The following is a 16,048-nucleotide window of genomic DNA, read 5'->3' as shown; positions in this document are numbered from 1 at the left end:
TGCTGCACCTTATCCGGGCAAGGCAGGGCTGCGAGCCCACCGTTCTGCCGCATTGCGTTGTAGTGCCAGTGCGCGCTGTTGGGGCCCGTTCACCATGGGGGGTGCGCTTGCTTCCAGGGTATAGGGCGTGTCATCAGCGGTCAGTTTGAACTGATGAATGACTTTCAGCAGGTGCCTGACCTGGGTTTTCATACCCGTAGAAGCTAACGAATTGTCATCCACAAGCGCCGCATTCTGTTGTGTCACGGTGTCCAGATGCCGGACGGCTTCGTTGATCTGCGAAATACCCCGGGCTTGCTCTTGGCTAGCGTCCTTGATCTGGGTGATGAGGCTCACGACATGATTGACGTGTGTGACGGTGTTGGCCACGCGTTCTCCGGCCTGGCTGACCAAGGAGGAACCGAGTTCGACACCGCATACGCTGGCCGATATCAGTGCCCGGATCTCGCGGGCCGCCATGCTGCTGCGCTGGGAAAGTCGGCGAACCTCCCCTGCCACCACCGCAAATCCTCGGCCCTGCGCACCTGCACGGGCGGCTTCGACTGCCGCATTGAGTGCCAGAAGATTGGTCTGGAATGCGATGTCATCAATCACCTTGATGATGTCCGTCACTTTTCGAGACTGGCCGTTGATTTCCTGCATGGTTGCGATGACGTCCTGCATCACCGTTCTGCCCTCATTGGCCACCATGCTTGCCTCATGGGCGAGAGTTGCTGCGCGGCTTGCGTTGTCGGTGTTGTGCTGAACCGTGATGGTGAGCTGCTCCATGGACGCTGCTGTTTCTTGGAGGCTGGATGCTTGCACCTCTGTCCTCTTTGCCAGGTCCTCTGTTCCATCTGCAATGAATGCGGCGTCTCCTGCGACCCTGGCAGTGCTCTCGCCTACTTGCGTGATGACATGCACCAACTGGTTGTTCATCTCACGCAATGCCTGCAATAGCTCGGCCGTTTCGTCGGTGCCCTGCACTTCAATTTGCGTACTGAGATCGCCGCCGGCCACTGTTTGGGCCACGGTGACGGCCTGGCGCAATGGCCGGGAAATAGACCTTGTAATGACGAGAGCCATGCCAGCCCCAATCAGAAGAGCCAGTACCGTGGCCCCCATCATCCAGGCATGGATGCTTTCACTCAGGTGCCTGGCAGCAGCGAATTCGGCGGCGGCCACTTCGATCTGCAATGCGACGAGCTGCTCGGCCGCCACCTGCACCTTGACCGCGTTTGGTCGAATCTGACTGATGTACAGCTCTGAGCCGTCATCGTATTTACCTGCAACCAAGGCCGATGCTGCGGGGATCAGGCCTTGCTCCAGGTAGGTGGTATTGGTCGTTGCAAAGGCTTTGGCCAGTGCTTCTTCATCAGAACGCAGCGGCCGGGATACATAGGTCTTCCACAAGGTATGGATCCGCTCGACGTTGGTGGTGAGCGCCGCGTGGCTGGACTGGAGATTGCGGATGCCTGGATCCATCAGCATGTCCATGACCAGAACACGGTTGTGCTGGGTGAGGTGGCTGATCTCTGCCAGCAGGCCCATGGGAACCATGCGGTCGCCATACAGCGTGGCACTGCGTTCCGTCAGCTGCCTTGACCCGCTAATGCCACCTGCGGCCAGCGCCGCGATCAGCGCAAGAAGCAATGCAAAGGCCAGGGCCAGTCTGGTGCCAATTTTCAAGTTTTGAAGCATCTGAAACTTTCGTGAATCACTGGAAGTGCCTGGCCCATCAGGGGTGATTGGGCTCAGGAAAATGACAAAAGCCGCCAGCGCAACCGTGTGCCGCAGCGATCAGTAAACACTAATTGATACAAATGACAGTATTGTGAAAAAATGCCAAAACAGAATTTCAGTAGTGGATTGAAAAAAAGTGGATTTTTTGTGGAATGATCTCCAGGAAATTACCTGATTTTTGTTTTTAAATGGTTGATTTAAAATATTATGAAAAATAAAGATGCTATAGTATTTTTCCGTTGGATTGCTTTGTGTAGCGTTGTTGTCTTCGCATTCCAGATGGCTTCTGCCAACGCAGCAACTGCCACCGGTGCAGGCTCTTCAGCTGCTGCACCCATTTATAGAACGTGGGCAAAATCTTATTTAAGAGCGACTGGTTCCATTGTTGAATATGATTCAATAGGATCCAGTGCTGGCATGAAAAAAATCCAGCAAAATGCCGTTGGATTTGGTGCGACGGATGTGTACCCCCGCGAAGAAGATCTGATTAATGGTGATTTGGTTGTCTTCCCGATTGCGATCACGGGCATCAGTCCCATCATCAATTTACCCCGGATACAGAATGGTCAACTTCGGCTGACAGGCGAAGTTCTGAGTCGCATCTTCATGGGAGAGATCAGCCATTGGAATGCCTCTGAGATCGCTGAGTTGAATCCAGATATCGTGCTTCCAGACCTGGCCATCAAGGTTGTCGTGCGGGCTGATGGTTCCGGGACAACTTACAATTTTGCTGATTATCTTGCAAAGACCAGTCAAAAATGGAAATCTACTTATGGCGTCAAAAATACCATCCAATGGCCGGATGGATTTGGTTCGTTCAAGGGCAGTGATGGCGTATCAAAGGCAGTACGAGACACCGTGGGTGCGATTGGCTATGTCGACTATGGATATGTTGCAGAATATGGACTCACAGCTATTCAAATGAAAAACTCAGATGGTTTTTATATAAAACCTTCGTTGAGTTCATTTAAATCTGCCCTGAAAAATAGCGAGTGGTCTGCGAAAGGGAAATTTAACAACACCTTGACCAGCAAACCAGGTAAAGATGCATGGCCAATCACTATGGGTACTTTTGTTGTTTTCCCCAGAATGGCAAAGAATGCAGAGCAAACCGCAGCAGCGCTTCAGTTTATTCTTTGGTCATTTTTTAATGGGGATACACTGGTGCAAGAAAATAATTTTGTCCGTCTTCCAGATCGCGTTCAGGCATCAGCCTTTCGGATGATGACGTCTATAAGAGACCAGTCTGGTATGCCACTCAATATGGAGTTAATGTCGCTGCCCGCAGTGTCAAAAGGCGAGTGAGGGGTATGGCGAGCCTGGGTTGGACGGATCAGTATTGATACCGCGCAACATGTGAGAGGCGCCGCCTCTATGGCTGGTGCAATGCAGCGGAAAGAACACACTGTCGCCACTGGAAAAAATGGCCAGGCTTTTCACCGGTACGGTGTGGGGCCGACGGGAGCCTGGCCGTGTGACTGCTATGGTGTGGCGCCTGTGCTGCGTGCAGTGCGCCCTTTACTTGAAAAGACACCATAGCTATCTGGAAGGTGCAAGGCGTCCATGTGCAGGCACTGCAGCATGCGCCAACAACTACAGCGCCCAGCCGGGTAAGGAACCAACATGATTGACGGATTGATTGCAGGCCGACTGTACGGACAGGCCGCCGAGCGTACAGACAAGGCTGGAAAGACCTTCACGGTAGCCCGCGTGCGCGCCACCAGTAACGATGGCGAAAACCTGTTCGTCAATGTCATCGCCTTCGATGCCGCGTCCTGCGCCGCATTGGGTGCTCTGGCCGATGGTGACAGTGTGTCCCTTGCCGGGACCCTCACTCCCCGCATCTGGACCGACAAGCAAGGCAACACCCGCCCCAGCCTGGACATGGTGGCGCACCAAGTGCTGACGGCCTACCACGCGAATCGCAAGCGCCGCGCGATGGAAGGTGACTGGTCTCCTATGGGTGATCCACAAGGGGAAGAATTTCCGCCAGAACCGCTGAATTTATGAGTTGGATTGGGCGTGGAAGTAGGGTGTGTCATCAATCAATTCCGAGGGCGTAGCAGGGTTGCCAGGGTCATGTCAACCACACCATGGATGCCGCCAGATGGATGACCCCCAGAAAGTTGCGAGCAGTCTTGTCGTAGCGCGTGGCAATGGCCCGGTACTGTTGCAATGTCGCATCCCGGACGATCATAAGGCCGCTTGTGGAACAGGTGTGGATGCTCCTGGTACCACTTCTTCATGGCCTGCATAGGCGTCTTTCTGCCCAGTGCTGACTGCGGCAATTGGTGGTTGTACAAGGCCACATAGCGCAGCAAGGTCGCTCCATATCCTCACGGCTGTTGAACCTGTGGGTCTTGAGTACATCGGCCATGTGGCCATTGAACCGCTCCACCATGCCGTTGGTTCTCGGGGTTCGGGGCAGGGTCAACCGGTGCTCTATGCCCAGTTCCTGGTACAACTGGTCGAACTCATGGTTGCCGCTGGGCTGGCAAACAGGCGGTCGGTGAACTCCTTGCCGTTGTCGATCAGCAGCTTGGTGATCCTGGGCGGGCAGGCCTTGTGCAATACCTTGAGGAAGGCCTGCGCACTGGCGACTGTCTTGTTGGTCTTGAGTTGTACGAACACCCACCGCGTGGCCCGGTCCATGGCCACGAACAGGTAGCGCCGTTGCGATTGGTCCTGCATCTGGGGCAGGTATTTCACGTCCATGTGCATAGCGCCTGGCTCGTAGCTCTTGAACGCGCCTTGTGCACAGGTTGTGGCTTCTGGGGCTTGAGGGCGCATGGGTGGCGCCCTATAAGACGACTACCTCCGCCGCAGGATGTGGATGTATTCCTCGCCCACCGTCTGCTGCTCCACCAACTCATTGCCAGTCTGTTTGGCAAAGGCCTGAAAGTCACGCAGCGAGCCGACGTCGGTGGCCAGCACCTTCAGCAGTTCGCCGCTGTCCATGTCGGCCAAGGCCTTCTTGGCCTTGAGGATAGGAAGTGGGCAGTTCAGCCCGCGCGTGTCGATTTCCTTGTGGATGTCCATGTTTTTCAGTCCTTTGGCGGCTGGTCCAGCCCACGGCGGCGTTCAGCGTTTTCTTCAGCGGTAAAAAATACAGGCTCGTGCCCGCGCGTGCGCAGCCAGTCGGCCAGTGCGTAGCCCGTGCCGGCGGGCCAACAACGCAGATCGGGCAGGTCGTAGAGGCGGTAATCGACCAGTTCGGGCGAGAGTTTGACCTCGCCTTCTGCCACCACATGGTAGGCAATGATGACCTGATTCATGCGCATAAACTCATAGGCGCCAATCATCTGAATGGAACGCACATCGAGGTTGGTTTCCTCCTTCACCTCGCGCGCCACGCCCTTTTGCGGCGATTCGCCTGCTTCCATAAACCCCGTAATCAGTGCAAACATTTTGCCCGGCCAGGCCGCATTGCGCGCCAGCAGCACCTGGCCATTGAGCTCGACCACAGCCGCCAGAACTGGTGTGGGGTTGTTCCAGTGCGTCCACTCGCAGGCCGGGCAGCGCAGTCGCGTCACCAGGCCGCTGTCTTCCTCGCGGGAGATCATCTCCAGCGGAGTTGCACAGTGGGGGCAAAAACGGGTTTCGTATTGCATTGCTATTTATTTTATAGCTTGTGGCGCTTATAAATAGGGCGCCAGAAGGTGTTTTTATTAAAATTCTCAGGCGGGGAAAACGCCCGTGGAAAGGTAGCGGTCACCCCGGTCACACACCACAAAAACGATATGCGCGTCGTGCTCGCGCAGCGCAATCTGCTGCGCCACCCAGCAGGCGCCAGCGGCCGAGATGCCCGCAAAAATGCCTTCCTCGCGCGCCAGCCTGCGGCACATGTCCTCGGCATCATCCTGGGACACCAGCATCAACTCGTCTATCGCCCGTGCATCGTAGATGGCCGGCATATAGGCCTCGGGCCATTTGCGGATACCTGGAATGCGCGAGCCCTCCTGCGGCTGCGCGCCAATGATCAGCACATTCGGGTTCTGTTGCTTAAGGTAGCGCGACACACCGGTAATAGTGCCCGTGGTACCCATCGCGCTGATGAAGTGCGTGATACGCCCACCCGTCTGCTCCCAAATTTCAGGGCCCGTGGTCTCGAAGTGGATGCGCGGGTTGTCTGCATTGGCAAACTGGTCCAGCACTTTGCCCTCGCCGCGCTTTTGCATGGCCTCGGCCAAGTCGCGCGCATGCTCCATACCGCCGCTGCGGGGCGTGAGCACCAGCTCGGCACCGTAGGCCTTCATGGTTTGCGCACGCTCGATAGACAGGTCCTCCGGCATCACCAGCACCATGCGGTACCCCTTGATGGCCGCTGCCATGGCCAGCGCAATGCCGGTGTTACCCGAGGTGGCCTCAATCAGCGTGTCACCCGGCTTGATATCACCGCGCTCCTCCGCCCTGCGGATCATCGACAGCGCCGGTCGGTCTTTCACCGACCCCGCCGGGTTGTTGCCCTCCAGCTTGCCCAAAATGACATTGCCACGCGCTGCGTTGTCCGGCGCTCCGATGCGCTGCAATGCAACCAGTGGCGTGTTACCGACGGCATCTTCAATCGTCTTGTATTTCATGCTCCCTACTGTGCCATAATTTGCGTCTCCCTAAATTCAGCCCGGGTGGTGGAATTGGTAGACGCAGGGGACTCAAAATCCCCCGCCGCAAGGCGTGCCGGTTCGATTCCGGCCTCGGGCACCACAGACAAGGCCGGTAGCTTCCACAAGCTGTCGGCCTTTTTCTTTTTCTCTATGGAACGTGGCTTTAGCATTTATTGATCCGGCCCGATTTATTCATGTCATGAAGCGGCGTAAGCCATTTTGGGGCCGCCAAAGTACTTCTCCAACCGCTCGGTGGGCTCTAGCATCGTCATGTGTTCAGTCGTAGCAGCCCTGATTTTTGCCTTCGTTCGCACCGGCAACCCCGAAGTTGAACACGCGCAAAGGCAGGGTGGTAGGTCGCTCGGTAGCCCCGGTCGGCAGACACATCGCCGCTGGTGCTGTGCTCGACGAGCACATCGTCAAAGTGCGTGCTGTCATGCTCGCTGGCGGTGCCAGTGGTGATTTTGCGGATGAACTTGTGCCGCATATCCACGCTGATGCTCAGCTTGTAGCCGTGGTATCCCGGTTGTGCTTCTTGGGTAGTGGGCGGCGTCCAGGTCTTGTGGCCTGCGCTGGGCCTCGCTCCAGTCGCTGGGGATCGGGCCCTGGTCATTGTCTTCTTTGGTCAAGTGCCCGATGGGTGAGGCGGGCCCCGCGCAGCCCAAAAGAATCACTCCGACAGCGCGTGCAGCAGCTCCGTCTCGATCTCGATCTGCCGAAAATTGTTTTGCAACTCGCTGCCCTGCACCAGAAAGGTGTCTTCCACGCGCTCGCCCAGCGTGCTGACCTTGGCCAGTTGCACGCTCAGCCCGTGGCGGGCCAGCACCCGTGCCACCAGGTAGAGCAGACCGGCGCGGTCGCTGGCGGAGATGCCCAGTAGCCAGCGCTGCGCTTTTTCGTCGGGTCGCAGGGTGACACGGGGTGTGACTGGAAAGCTTTTTACCCGGCGCGAAACCCGCCTGCGTGCGGGTTCGGGCAGCGGGCCACCTTGTACGATGGCCTGCGCCAGGTCGTTCTCGACCATGTGGGTGAGTTCGCGGTAGTGTCCCTGCAGCTCTGCGCTGACCACCTGGAAGGTGTCGAGTGCGTAGCCATTGCTGGCGGTGTGCACGCGGGCATCCAGAATCGAGAATCCCGCCCGGTCGAAATACCCGCAAATGCGCGCGAACAGGTCGCTCTGGTCGGCGGCGTACACCAGCACCTGCAGGCCTTCACCCGCCAGCGACTGGCGCGCGCGCACCACGGGCTGCTGCGTGCCTACGTGGCGCGAGAGGTGGCGCGTGTGCCAGGCAATGTCGGCGGCCTCGTGGCGCATGAAGTAGCCCACGTCCAGCGTTTCCCAGAGCTTTTTGTGGGCCTCAAACGGCAGGGCGCTCAGGGCCAGCAGCACCAGGGCTTCGCGTTTGCGGGCCTCGATCAAGGCGGCGGCATCGGGGGCGCGCCCACCCAGCACGCGCAGCGTGGCGCGGTACAGGTCTTCGAGCAGCTTGCCCTTCCACGCATTCCACACCTTGGGGCTGGTGCCCCGGATGTCGGCCACGGTGAGCAGGTACAGCGCCGTGAGGTTGCGCTCGTTGCCCACGCGCTGGGCAAACGCGGTGATGACGTCGGGGTCAGAGAGGTCTTGCTTTTGCGCCACGTTGCTCATGGTCAGGTGCTCGCGCACCAGGAATTCGATGAGCTGCGTGTCGTCCCGCGCCACGCCATGCTGGCGGCAAAACCGCCGCGCCTCGATGGCGCCAATCTGCGAATGGTCGCCGCCGCGCCCCTTGCCGATGTCGTGGAACAACGCGGCCACAAACAGCACCCAGGGCTTGTCCCAGCCACCGGCCAGTTGCGAGCAGAAAGGGTATTCGTGCGCGTGCTCAGCAATGAAGAAGCGCCGCACGTTGCGCAGCACCATCAGGATGTGCTGGTCCACGGTATAGACGTGGAACAGGTCGTGCTGCATCTGCCCGACGATGCGGCGAAACGGCCACAGGTAGCGTCCGAGCACCGAGGTTTGGTTCATCAGCCGCAGGGCATGGGTGATGCCTGCGGGCTGCTGCAGGATGCGCACAAAGGCGGCGCGGTTGACCGGGTCGCGCCGGAAAGCGCTGTCCATCACGCCACGGGCGTTGTAGAGCGCGCGCAGCGTGCGCGCCGACAGGTTTTGCAGCCCGGTCGAGCTTTGGTAGAGCAAAAAGGTTTCGAGGATGGCGTGCGGGTCACGCTGGTACAGGTCGTCGCTGACCACGTCGATCATGCCGCCTTTGTCGAAAAACCGGTCGTTGATGGGCCGGGGTTGCTGTGTGGGCGGGTCCAGGCGCTCTTCGATGTTGAGCAGCAAAATCTGGCACAGCTGCGATACGGCCTTGGCGGCCCAGTAGTAGCGGCGCATCAGGGCTTCGCTGGCGCGCATGGGCAGGTGGGAGCCGTCCGGCGCCTGTGAGCGGTAGCCCAGCGATTCGGCCACTGCGGTCTGAAGGTCGAATACCAGCCGGTCTTCACGCCGCCCAGCCAGTGCGTGCAGGCGTGCGCGCACTAAAAACAGCACAGCTTCGTTGCGTTTGATCTGGCGCACCTCGAAAGGCGTGGCCAGGCCGCTGTCGGCCAGTTCTTCCCAGCTGCGGCCCAGACCGGCGGCGCGTGCCACCCACAGGATGAGGTGCAGGTCACGCAGGCCGCCGGGGGATTCCTTGCAGTTGGGCTCCAGTGCGTAGGGGGTGTTTTCGTAGCGGGTGTGGCGCTGGCGCATCTCCAGCGTCTTGGCGACCAGAAAGGCGTGGGGATTGAGTTGTGCACCAAACTGGTGCTGAAAATGCGTGAACAGGTCTGCATCGCCGCACACCCGGCGGGCTTCGAGCAGCGATGTCTGTACTGTGACGTCGCCTGCAGCCTCGCTCAGGCATTCCTGCACCGTGCGCACGCTGGAGCCAATCTCCAGCCCCGCGTCCCAGCAACTGCGGATGAATTCTTCCACCTGGCCGCGCAAGGTGTCTGCGCCTGCAAGCGCATTGGGCAGCAGCACCAGCACATCGACGTCGGAGTGCGGAAACAGCTGTTCACGGCCAAAACCGCCCACGGCCACCAAGGTCAGCGCGGGGGGCAGGGCGGCGCGTTGCCAGAGTGTGCACAGCAGTCCGTCGGCCAGGCGCGAGAACTTGCGCAGCAGCGCGTGAATGCCGCGTGTGGACGAGCCCGAGGCCTGCAGCGAGGCCAGGAGGGCGCTTTTTTGGAGCCGGTAAGCGTCGCGCAGTTTCTGGAGTTCGGTCATGGCTTTGCTAAGCAATAACCGTGCTCGTGCTTTGCTCCGACTGCGCTACCGCGCTGCATGCAGCCCCCGAAGTTTGACACTGGCGTGGTCCAGTGCCCCGTGCAAGGGCTGCCCCGCCGCACTGGGGGTGTCCCCCTGGGGATGACGCAAAGCGGCTCAGGGGGGGCATAATTTCAGGTGGCCGTGGCCTGCACGAAGGAAGGCAGGGGGGGGGAGCCGGCCGAGAGCGTCATCACCTCGTAACCCGTGGGCGTGACCAGCACGGTGTGCTCCCACTGTGCCGAGAGGCTGCGGTCCTTGGTGACGATGGTCCAGCCGTCGTTGCCAAACTCCTTGATCTCGCGCCGTCCGGCGTTGATCATGGGTTCGATGGTGAACACCATGCCGGGCTTGAGTTCTTCCAGCGTGCCGGGGCGGCCATAGTGCAGCACCTGGGGCTCTTCATGGAACACCTTGCCAATGCCGTGGCCGCAAAATTCGCGCACCACGGTAAAGCCATGTCCTTCGGCAAACTTCTGAATGGCGTGGCCGATGTCGCCCAGGTGCGCGCCGGGCTTGACCTGCAAAATGCCGTGCCACATCGCCTCAAACGTGATGGCCGACAGCCGTTTGGCGGCAATCGAGCACTCGCCAATCAGGTACATGCGGCTGTTGTCGCCATACCAGCCATCTTTGGTGATGACGGTGACGTCCACGTTCACGATGTCGCCTTTTTTGAGCGGCTTGTCGTTCGGGATGCCGTGGCACACCACATGGTTGACCGAGGTGCACAGCGAGGCCGGGTAGGCCGGGTAGCCCGGCGGCTGGTAGCCGACGGTGGCCGAGATGGTGCCCTGCTGGGCCATGCATTCGGCGCCGAGGCGGTCGATTTCTGCCGTGGTGATGCCCGGCCGGATATGGGGGGCGATGTAGTCCAGTACTTCCGAAGCAAGGCGGCATGCGACGCGCATGCCTTCAATGTCCGCAGCGTCTTTGATAGTGATGCTCATAGGGGCGGAATTATCCCATCGCCCTTCGGTTCGTGCAGGGCAAGGGCCTGGTGATGCCGGTGCCCGGTAAAATGGCGGGCTTCGGTCGTGCGGGCCAAGGCCATCTCGGGGCCGCCGCCCGGCACGTTCCTCCCTCACTACTCACCCAGGCCGCCAACGTGACCTTGCACCTGACCACGATCGCGGGCGGCAACGCCCTCAGCCCCTTTCGCGCGCAGCAACTCCAGCCCGCACTCCAAGCCATCCACCCAAAGATTGCCGGCATTGCGGCCCGCTTTGTGCACCTGGTGGCCACCGATGCACCCCCGACGCACGAGCAACAGCAGCGCCTGGCAGCGCTGCTGACCTACGGCGACCCCTACCAGGGCCCGATCGATGGTGTGGCCATCGTCGTCACGCCGCGCCTAGGCACGGTGTCGCCCTGGGCGTCCAAGGCCACCGACATTGCGCACAACTGTGGCCTGGCGCTGCGCCGCATCGAGCGCGCCACTGAATTCCGCATCCAGATGCAGTCAGGCCTGCTGGGCAAGCCCACGCTGAGCGCGGAGCAGCAGGCCCAGGTGGCCGCGCTGCTGCACGACCGTATGACCGAGTCGGTGCTGTTTGACCTGGCCGATGTGCAGTCGCTGTTCAGCGAACTGCCGCCCCAGCCCATGGCGCATGTGGATGTGCTGGCCGGTGGCCCTGAGCAGGGAAGGAAGGCGCTGGAGGCCGCCAACACCCAGTGGGGCCTGGCGCTGGCCGACGATGAAATCGACTACCTCGTCACCGCTTTTACGGACCTGGCGCGCAACCCCACCGACGTGGAGCTGATGATGTTCGCGCAGGCCAACAGCGAGCACTGCCGCCACAAGATCTTCAACGCGCAGTTCACCATCGACGGCGTGGCGCAGGACAAGAGCCTATTCGGCATGATCCGCCACACGCACCAGACCAGCCCGCAGCACACCGTGGTGGCCTATTCCGACAACGCCTCGGTGATGGAAGGCCACCAGGTCGAGCGTTTTGTGGCAAAAATGGCCTATAGCGCCCAAAAAACAAGCGCGAGCAGCTATGAAAAAGAGAGCGTTCTCCAGCATGTGCTGATGAAGGTGGAGACGCACAACCACCCCACGGCCATCTCGCCCTTCCCGGGCTCCTCCACCGGCGCGGGCGGCGAGATCCGCGACGAGGGCGCCACCGGGCGCGGCTCCGAGCCCAAGGCGGGCCTGACGGGCTTCACCGTCTCCAAGCTGTGGGGCGGCGCGTCGGACCAGGAAGGCGGCAAGCCGTCGCACATCGCCAGCCCGCTGCAGATCATGACCGAGGGGCCGCTGGGCGGCGCCGCGTTCAACAACGAGTTCGGCCGGCCCAACCTGGCAGGCTATTTCCGCGAGTACGAGCAGACCGTGGCGGGTGTGGCGCGCGGCTACCACAAGCCCATCATGATCGCGGGCGGCCTGGGCAGCATCGACGCCCGGCTCACGCAAAAGATCGAATTCCCCGCCGGCTCGCTGCTGGTGCAGTTGGGCGGCCCGGGCATGCGCATCGGCATGGGCGGCAGCGCGGCCAGCTCCATGGCCACGGGGCAGAACGCGGCCGAGCTGGACTTCGACTCTGTGCAACGCGGCAACCCCGAGATCGAGCGCCGTGCGCAGGAGGTCATCAACCACTGCTGGGCGCAGGGCGAGGCCAACCCCATCCTGGCCATCCACGACGTGGGCGCGGGCGGCCTGTCCAACGCCTTCCCCGAGCTGACGAACGACGCCGGCCGGGGCGCGCGCTTCGACCTGCGCGCCGTGCAGCTCGAAGAATCGGGCATGGCGCCCAAGGAAATCTGGTCCAACGAGAGCCAGGAGCGCTACGTGCTGGCCATCGCGCCCGAGTCGCTCGCGCAGTTCCGCGCGTTCTGCGAGCGCGAGCGTTGCCCGTTTGCCGTGATCGGCACCGCCACCGAGGCGCGCCAGCTCGTGCTGGAAGACACCGCCGCGCAGGCCGCCGATCAGAAGCTGCCCGTGGACATGCCCATGTCCGTGCTGCTGGGCAAGCCGCCCAAGATGCACCGCGACGTGACCACCGTGCAGCGCCAGTTCACGCCCATTCAGCTTACCGGCGTGCCGCTGCAGAAGGCCGTGATCGACGTGCTGAGCCACCCCACCGTGGCGTCCAAGCGCTTCCTTATCACCATTGGCGACCGCACCGTGGGCGGCCTCACGCACCGCGACCAGATGGTCGGCCCCTGGCAGGTGCCCGTGGCCGACTGCGCCGTCACGCTGGCCGATTACAAGGGCTTCGCCGGCGAGGCCATGGCCATGGGCGAGCGCACGCCGCTGGCCGCCATCAACGCCCCGGCCTCGGGCCGCATGGCGGTGGCCGAAGCCATCACCAACCTGCTGGCCGCGCCCATCGAACTGCCGCGCGTCAAACTCAGCGCCAACTGGATGGCGGCCTGCGGCGAGCCCGGCGAAGATGCCGCGCTGTATGCCACCGTCAAGGCCGTGGGCATGGAGCTGTGCCCGCAGCTGGGCGTGTCCATCCCCGTGGGCAAGGACAGCTTGTCGATGCGCACGCAGTGGAAGGATGGCGACGCGCAGAAAAAGGTCGTTTCGCCCGTGAGCCTGATCGTCACCAGCTTCGCCACGCTGCAGGACGTGCGCGGCACGCTCACGCCGCAGCTGGACGCCACCGAGGAAGACACCACGCTGGTGCTGGTGGACCTGGGCAAGGGCCAGTGCCGCATGGGCGGCAGCATCCTGGGCCAGGTGCTGGACCAGGCCGGTGACGAAGTGCCCGACCTGGACGACGCCCAGGACCTGGTCAACCTCGTCAACGCCGTGAACGCGCTGCGCGCGCAGGGCCGCATTCTGGCCTACCACGACCGCAGCGACGGCGGCCTGCTCGCCGCCGTGGCCGAAATGGCCTTTGCCGGCCACGTGGGTGTGGCGCTGAACGTGGACATGCTGGTCACCGAGGGTGACGGCATCCACGACAGCCGCATGGACGCTGGCGACGCCAAGAACTGGGCCGGCCAGGTCAGCGCACGCCGCGAGGAGCTCACGCTCAAGGCGCTGTTCAACGAAGAGCTGGGCGTGGTGCTGCAGGTGCGCACCGCCGAGCGCAACGACGTCATGCAGACGCTGCGCGCGCACGGCCTCTCCGCCTGCAGCCATTTCGTCGGCAAGACGCGCCCGCTGTCCAGCCCCATCGACGCGGGCAAGGGCGAGCTGCAGGTCTGGCGCGACGCCAAGAGCGTGTTCAGTGCCAAGCTCGAAGATCTGCACCAGGTCTGGGACAGCGTGAGCTGGCAGATCTGCCAGCGCCGCGACAACCCCGCCTGCGCCGACGCCGAGCACGCGGCAGCCGGTGCACCGGCCGACCCGGGCCTGCATGTGCACCTGACGTTCGACCCCGCGCAGAACGTGGCCGCGCCGTACCTCAATCTTTCCAAGCCCAAGGTGGCCGTGCTGCGCGAGCAGGGCGTGAACTCGCATGTGGAAATGGCCTACGCCTTCACCGAGGCGGGCTTCGAGGCCCACGACGTGCACATGACCGACCTGCAGAGCGGCCGCGCGCGCCTGGAGGACTTCCAGGGCATCGTGGCCTGCGGGGGCTTCAGCTACGGCGACACGCTGGGTGCGGGCATTGGCTGGGCGCGTTCCATCACCTTCAACCCGGTGCTGGCCGCGCAGTTCCAGGGCTTCTTCGCGCGCCAGGACACCTTTGGCCTGGGCGTGTGCAACGGCTGCCAGATGTTTGCCGAGCTGGCCGACATCATCCCCGGCGCGCAGGACTGGCCGCGCTTCACCACCAACCAGAGCGAGCGTTTCGAGGCCCGCCTGTCGCTGGTGGAGGTGCTCGAATCCCCCAGTCTGTTCTTGCAAGGCATGGCCGGCAGCCGCCTGCCGATCGCCGTGGCGCACGGCGAGGGCTACGCCAACTTCAAATACCGTGGCAACGCCGACAAGGCCATCGCGGCCATGCGCTTCGTGGACAACGCGGGTGCGGCCACCGAGCAATACCCGTTCAACCCCAACGGCAGCCCTGGCGGCTTGACGGCGGTGACCACGGCCGACGGGCGCTTTACAGCCATGATGCCGCACCCCGAGCGTGTGTTCCGCAACATCCAGATGAGCTGGATGGACCATGTCGCCGCGGGCGGCCAGGAGGCCTTCAGCCCCTGGATGCGCTTGTGGCGCAATGCCCGCCGCTGGGTGGGTTGATTTTGTAATTAAATGGGCTCTAGCGCTTTGTGTGTAAGCGCTAGCAGCTATTTATTTAATAGCATCCGGAGCAGGTAACTGCAATTGCGTTGCCTGTACCACCTGCAAGCAGTCGCGGATGTGCTGCTCGCCCAGGTAGCGCAGCGTGGCATAGCCCAGCGTGGCTGCCAGGGCCTGGCCTGCCAGCGGTACGTATTTACTGGCCTGGCGGGTGGTCATGCGCATGCCCATGGTTTTGGTGAGTTTGAGCACCAGGTCGCGGGTGATGAACTTGCCGATCAACACTGAGCCCACCATGGCTGCAGCCTTCTGCACCTGTTCGCGTTTGGCGGGGTTCAGCCGGTCCAGCTGTTCGGGTGTGAGCCCAAATTCTGCGTTGATGCGCGGCAGCAGCCGCGAAAGCAGGGCGGCATCCATGGCCCAGTCCAGGCCGGGCACGGGTATCACACCCGCCGCTGCTGCCACCAGGGCGCGCTTGTGCAGCAGGCGGCGCGCACGGTGCGCTGCGGCTTCCAGGGCCGTATCGTGGGGTGTCTGGGTCTCAGGGGGTGTTTTTTTCTTCATCGTGCAAGCGGACGTTCATACAGGCAGCCTTCCAGCCGAAAAGAGGGCAGGACGACGCCACCAACGGTGTACGGTACTTCGCTGAACACGTAGCGGCCCTCAGGCAGCGCGCGGCAGGCGTTTTCCGTGAGATAGATTTCACCTGGATCTGCAATGTCCTCGCCCAGTTTGCAGGCATGGTTCATCTCATGGCCGAACAGGTCCTTGTCGGCAATCACCAGGGTCGGGCCGTAGCCGATGCCTATGCTGACATGCAGGGCGGCCTCAGGGGTTTGTACGGCGTTCATGGCGTTCAGGGCGCGGCCAATGTCCAGTGCGGCTTCGAGCGCCTGTTCCGGGTGGCTGAAGACGGCAAACAGGTTGTCGGCTTCCTGCTTGACCACTTCGCCACCATTGCCAGCAATGGCGGGGCGGGCGGCTTGCTCCATCTGGTGCACCATGGCCAGGAAATGAATGATGCCGTGGCAGGCCGTGATGCGCGAGAAACCGCACATGTCCAGCACCAGCATGGAAACCGTGCGCACAAAGGCCTGCTCAATCGCCGCGTCGATCTCGGCGACGCGCCCCTCGGACTGGTTGCGCTGCGAAAGCAGCTGTCGCAGGTAGGCCCGGTCATGCGCAAAGGCGGCGCCGGGTTGGGCGGAAAGCGGCGTGTTGGGCATAGGCGGGGTGGTTGTCAGCGTGGGCCTTGTCCGACATCGTAGCGCGCAGCTG

Annotated in this window: 11 protein-coding genes, 1 tRNA gene and 3 pseudogenes; 4 read left to right on the top strand and 11 right to left on the bottom strand. The window is 61.9% G+C overall.

From position 1 onward, the window contains the following. Window positions 1–9 precede the first annotated feature (9 nt). Entirely contained in the window at window positions 10–1,668 is a 1,659-nt protein-coding gene (locus ACYVOC_RS10180; RefSeq protein WP_461161746.1) for a methyl-accepting chemotaxis protein, read from the bottom strand. A gap of 261 nt (window positions 1,669–1,929) precedes the next feature. Between ACYVOC_RS10180 and pstS the strand changes: the two genes are divergently transcribed. Together pstS and ACYVOC_RS10170 are read left to right on the top strand one after the other, a co-directional pair. After that, window positions 1,930–3,027 carry a phosphate ABC transporter substrate-binding protein PstS gene (gene pstS, locus ACYVOC_RS10175; protein WP_461161745.1) on the top strand — a complete coding sequence of 366 codons (1,098 nt, stop codon included), beginning with the start codon at window positions 1,930–1,932 and terminating at the stop codon, window positions 3,025–3,027. 318 nt (window positions 3,028–3,345) lie between these two features. Next, the gene (locus ACYVOC_RS10170) at window positions 3,346–3,732 is read left to right on the top strand and encodes a single-stranded DNA-binding protein (RefSeq protein WP_116004289.1); all 387 of its coding nucleotides are present in this window, start codon (window positions 3,346–3,348) and stop codon (window positions 3,730–3,732) included. 67 nt (window positions 3,733–3,799) lie between these two features. On the opposite strand, the pseudogene ACYVOC_RS10165 reads toward ACYVOC_RS10170, so the two are convergent. From ACYVOC_RS10165 to cysM, 5 genes and pseudogenes are all read right to left on the bottom strand, one after another. Then, a pseudogene (locus tag ACYVOC_RS10165) lies at window positions 3,800–3,904 on the bottom strand (IS5/IS1182 family transposase); the annotation flags it as partial. Continuing rightward, window positions 3,900–4,508: pseudogene (locus tag ACYVOC_RS10160) on the bottom strand (integrase core domain-containing protein); the annotation flags it as partial. The pseudogenes ACYVOC_RS10165 and ACYVOC_RS10160, both read right to left, overlap by 5 nt. A 25-nt stretch (window positions 4,509–4,533) precedes the next feature. After that, the gene (locus ACYVOC_RS10155) at window positions 4,534–4,761 is read right to left on the bottom strand and encodes a sulfurtransferase TusA family protein (RefSeq protein WP_116004288.1); all 228 of its coding nucleotides are present in this window, start codon (window positions 4,759–4,761) and stop codon (window positions 4,534–4,536) included. Between the two features lie 5 nt (window positions 4,762–4,766). Then, window positions 4,767–5,333 carry an NUDIX domain-containing protein gene (locus tag ACYVOC_RS10150; RefSeq protein WP_116004287.1) on the bottom strand — a complete coding sequence of 189 codons (567 nt, stop codon included), beginning with the start codon at window positions 5,331–5,333 and terminating at the stop codon, window positions 4,767–4,769. 66 nt (window positions 5,334–5,399) lie between these two features. Then, window positions 5,400–6,302, bottom strand: a complete 903-nt coding sequence (gene cysM, locus ACYVOC_RS10145) for a cysteine synthase CysM (RefSeq protein WP_116004286.1) — start codon at window positions 6,300–6,302, stop codon at window positions 5,400–5,402. A 39-nt stretch (window positions 6,303–6,341) separates the two neighbouring features. On the opposite strand from cysM, the gene ACYVOC_RS10140 reads away from it, so the two are divergent. Next, window positions 6,342–6,426, top strand: a tRNA-Leu gene (locus ACYVOC_RS10140). A 264-nt stretch (window positions 6,427–6,690) separates the two neighbouring features. Here the strand turns inward: ACYVOC_RS10140 and ACYVOC_RS10135 are convergent. The 3 genes and pseudogenes from ACYVOC_RS10135 to map all read right to left on the bottom strand — a co-directional run. Next, a pseudogene (locus ACYVOC_RS10135) lies at window positions 6,691–6,970 on the bottom strand (transposase); the annotation flags it as partial. Window positions 6,971–6,996: 26 nt separating this feature from the next. Continuing rightward, a complete protein-coding gene (locus ACYVOC_RS10130) occupies window positions 6,997–9,582 on the bottom strand; it encodes a [protein-PII] uridylyltransferase (protein ID WP_461161744.1) in 2,586 nt (861 codons plus the stop codon). A 173-nt stretch (window positions 9,583–9,755) separates the two neighbouring features. Beyond that, entirely contained in the window at window positions 9,756–10,571 is an 816-nt protein-coding gene (map, locus tag ACYVOC_RS10125) for a type I methionyl aminopeptidase (protein ID WP_461161743.1), read from the bottom strand. A 158-nt stretch (window positions 10,572–10,729) separates the two neighbouring features. On the opposite strand from map, the gene purL reads away from it, so the two are divergent. Next, entirely contained in the window at window positions 10,730–14,770 is a 4,041-nt protein-coding gene (gene purL, locus ACYVOC_RS10120) for a phosphoribosylformylglycinamidine synthase (RefSeq protein WP_461161742.1), read from the top strand. A 51-nt stretch (window positions 14,771–14,821) separates the two neighbouring features. Here the strand turns inward: purL and ACYVOC_RS10115 are convergent, their stop codons facing one another. Together ACYVOC_RS10115 and ACYVOC_RS10110 are read right to left on the bottom strand one after the other, a co-directional pair. Then, window positions 14,822–15,334, bottom strand: coding sequence for a hypothetical protein (locus tag ACYVOC_RS10115; RefSeq protein ID WP_116004283.1), 513 nt, complete (start codon window positions 15,332–15,334; stop codon window positions 14,822–14,824). Next, window positions 15,331–15,996: an adenylate/guanylate cyclase domain-containing protein gene (locus ACYVOC_RS10110; RefSeq protein WP_461161741.1), complete on the bottom strand. Its 666-nt coding sequence runs from the start codon at window positions 15,994–15,996 to the stop codon at window positions 15,331–15,333. Before ACYVOC_RS10110 ends, ACYVOC_RS10115 begins: the two co-directional genes overlap by 4 nt. Between the last annotated feature and the right edge of the window lie 52 nt (window positions 15,997–16,048).

The organism is Simplicispira piscis (assembly GCF_054783455.1).
Note: the sequence above shows the minus strand (reverse complement) of the source record. Positions and strands in the feature narration are given on the sequence as shown.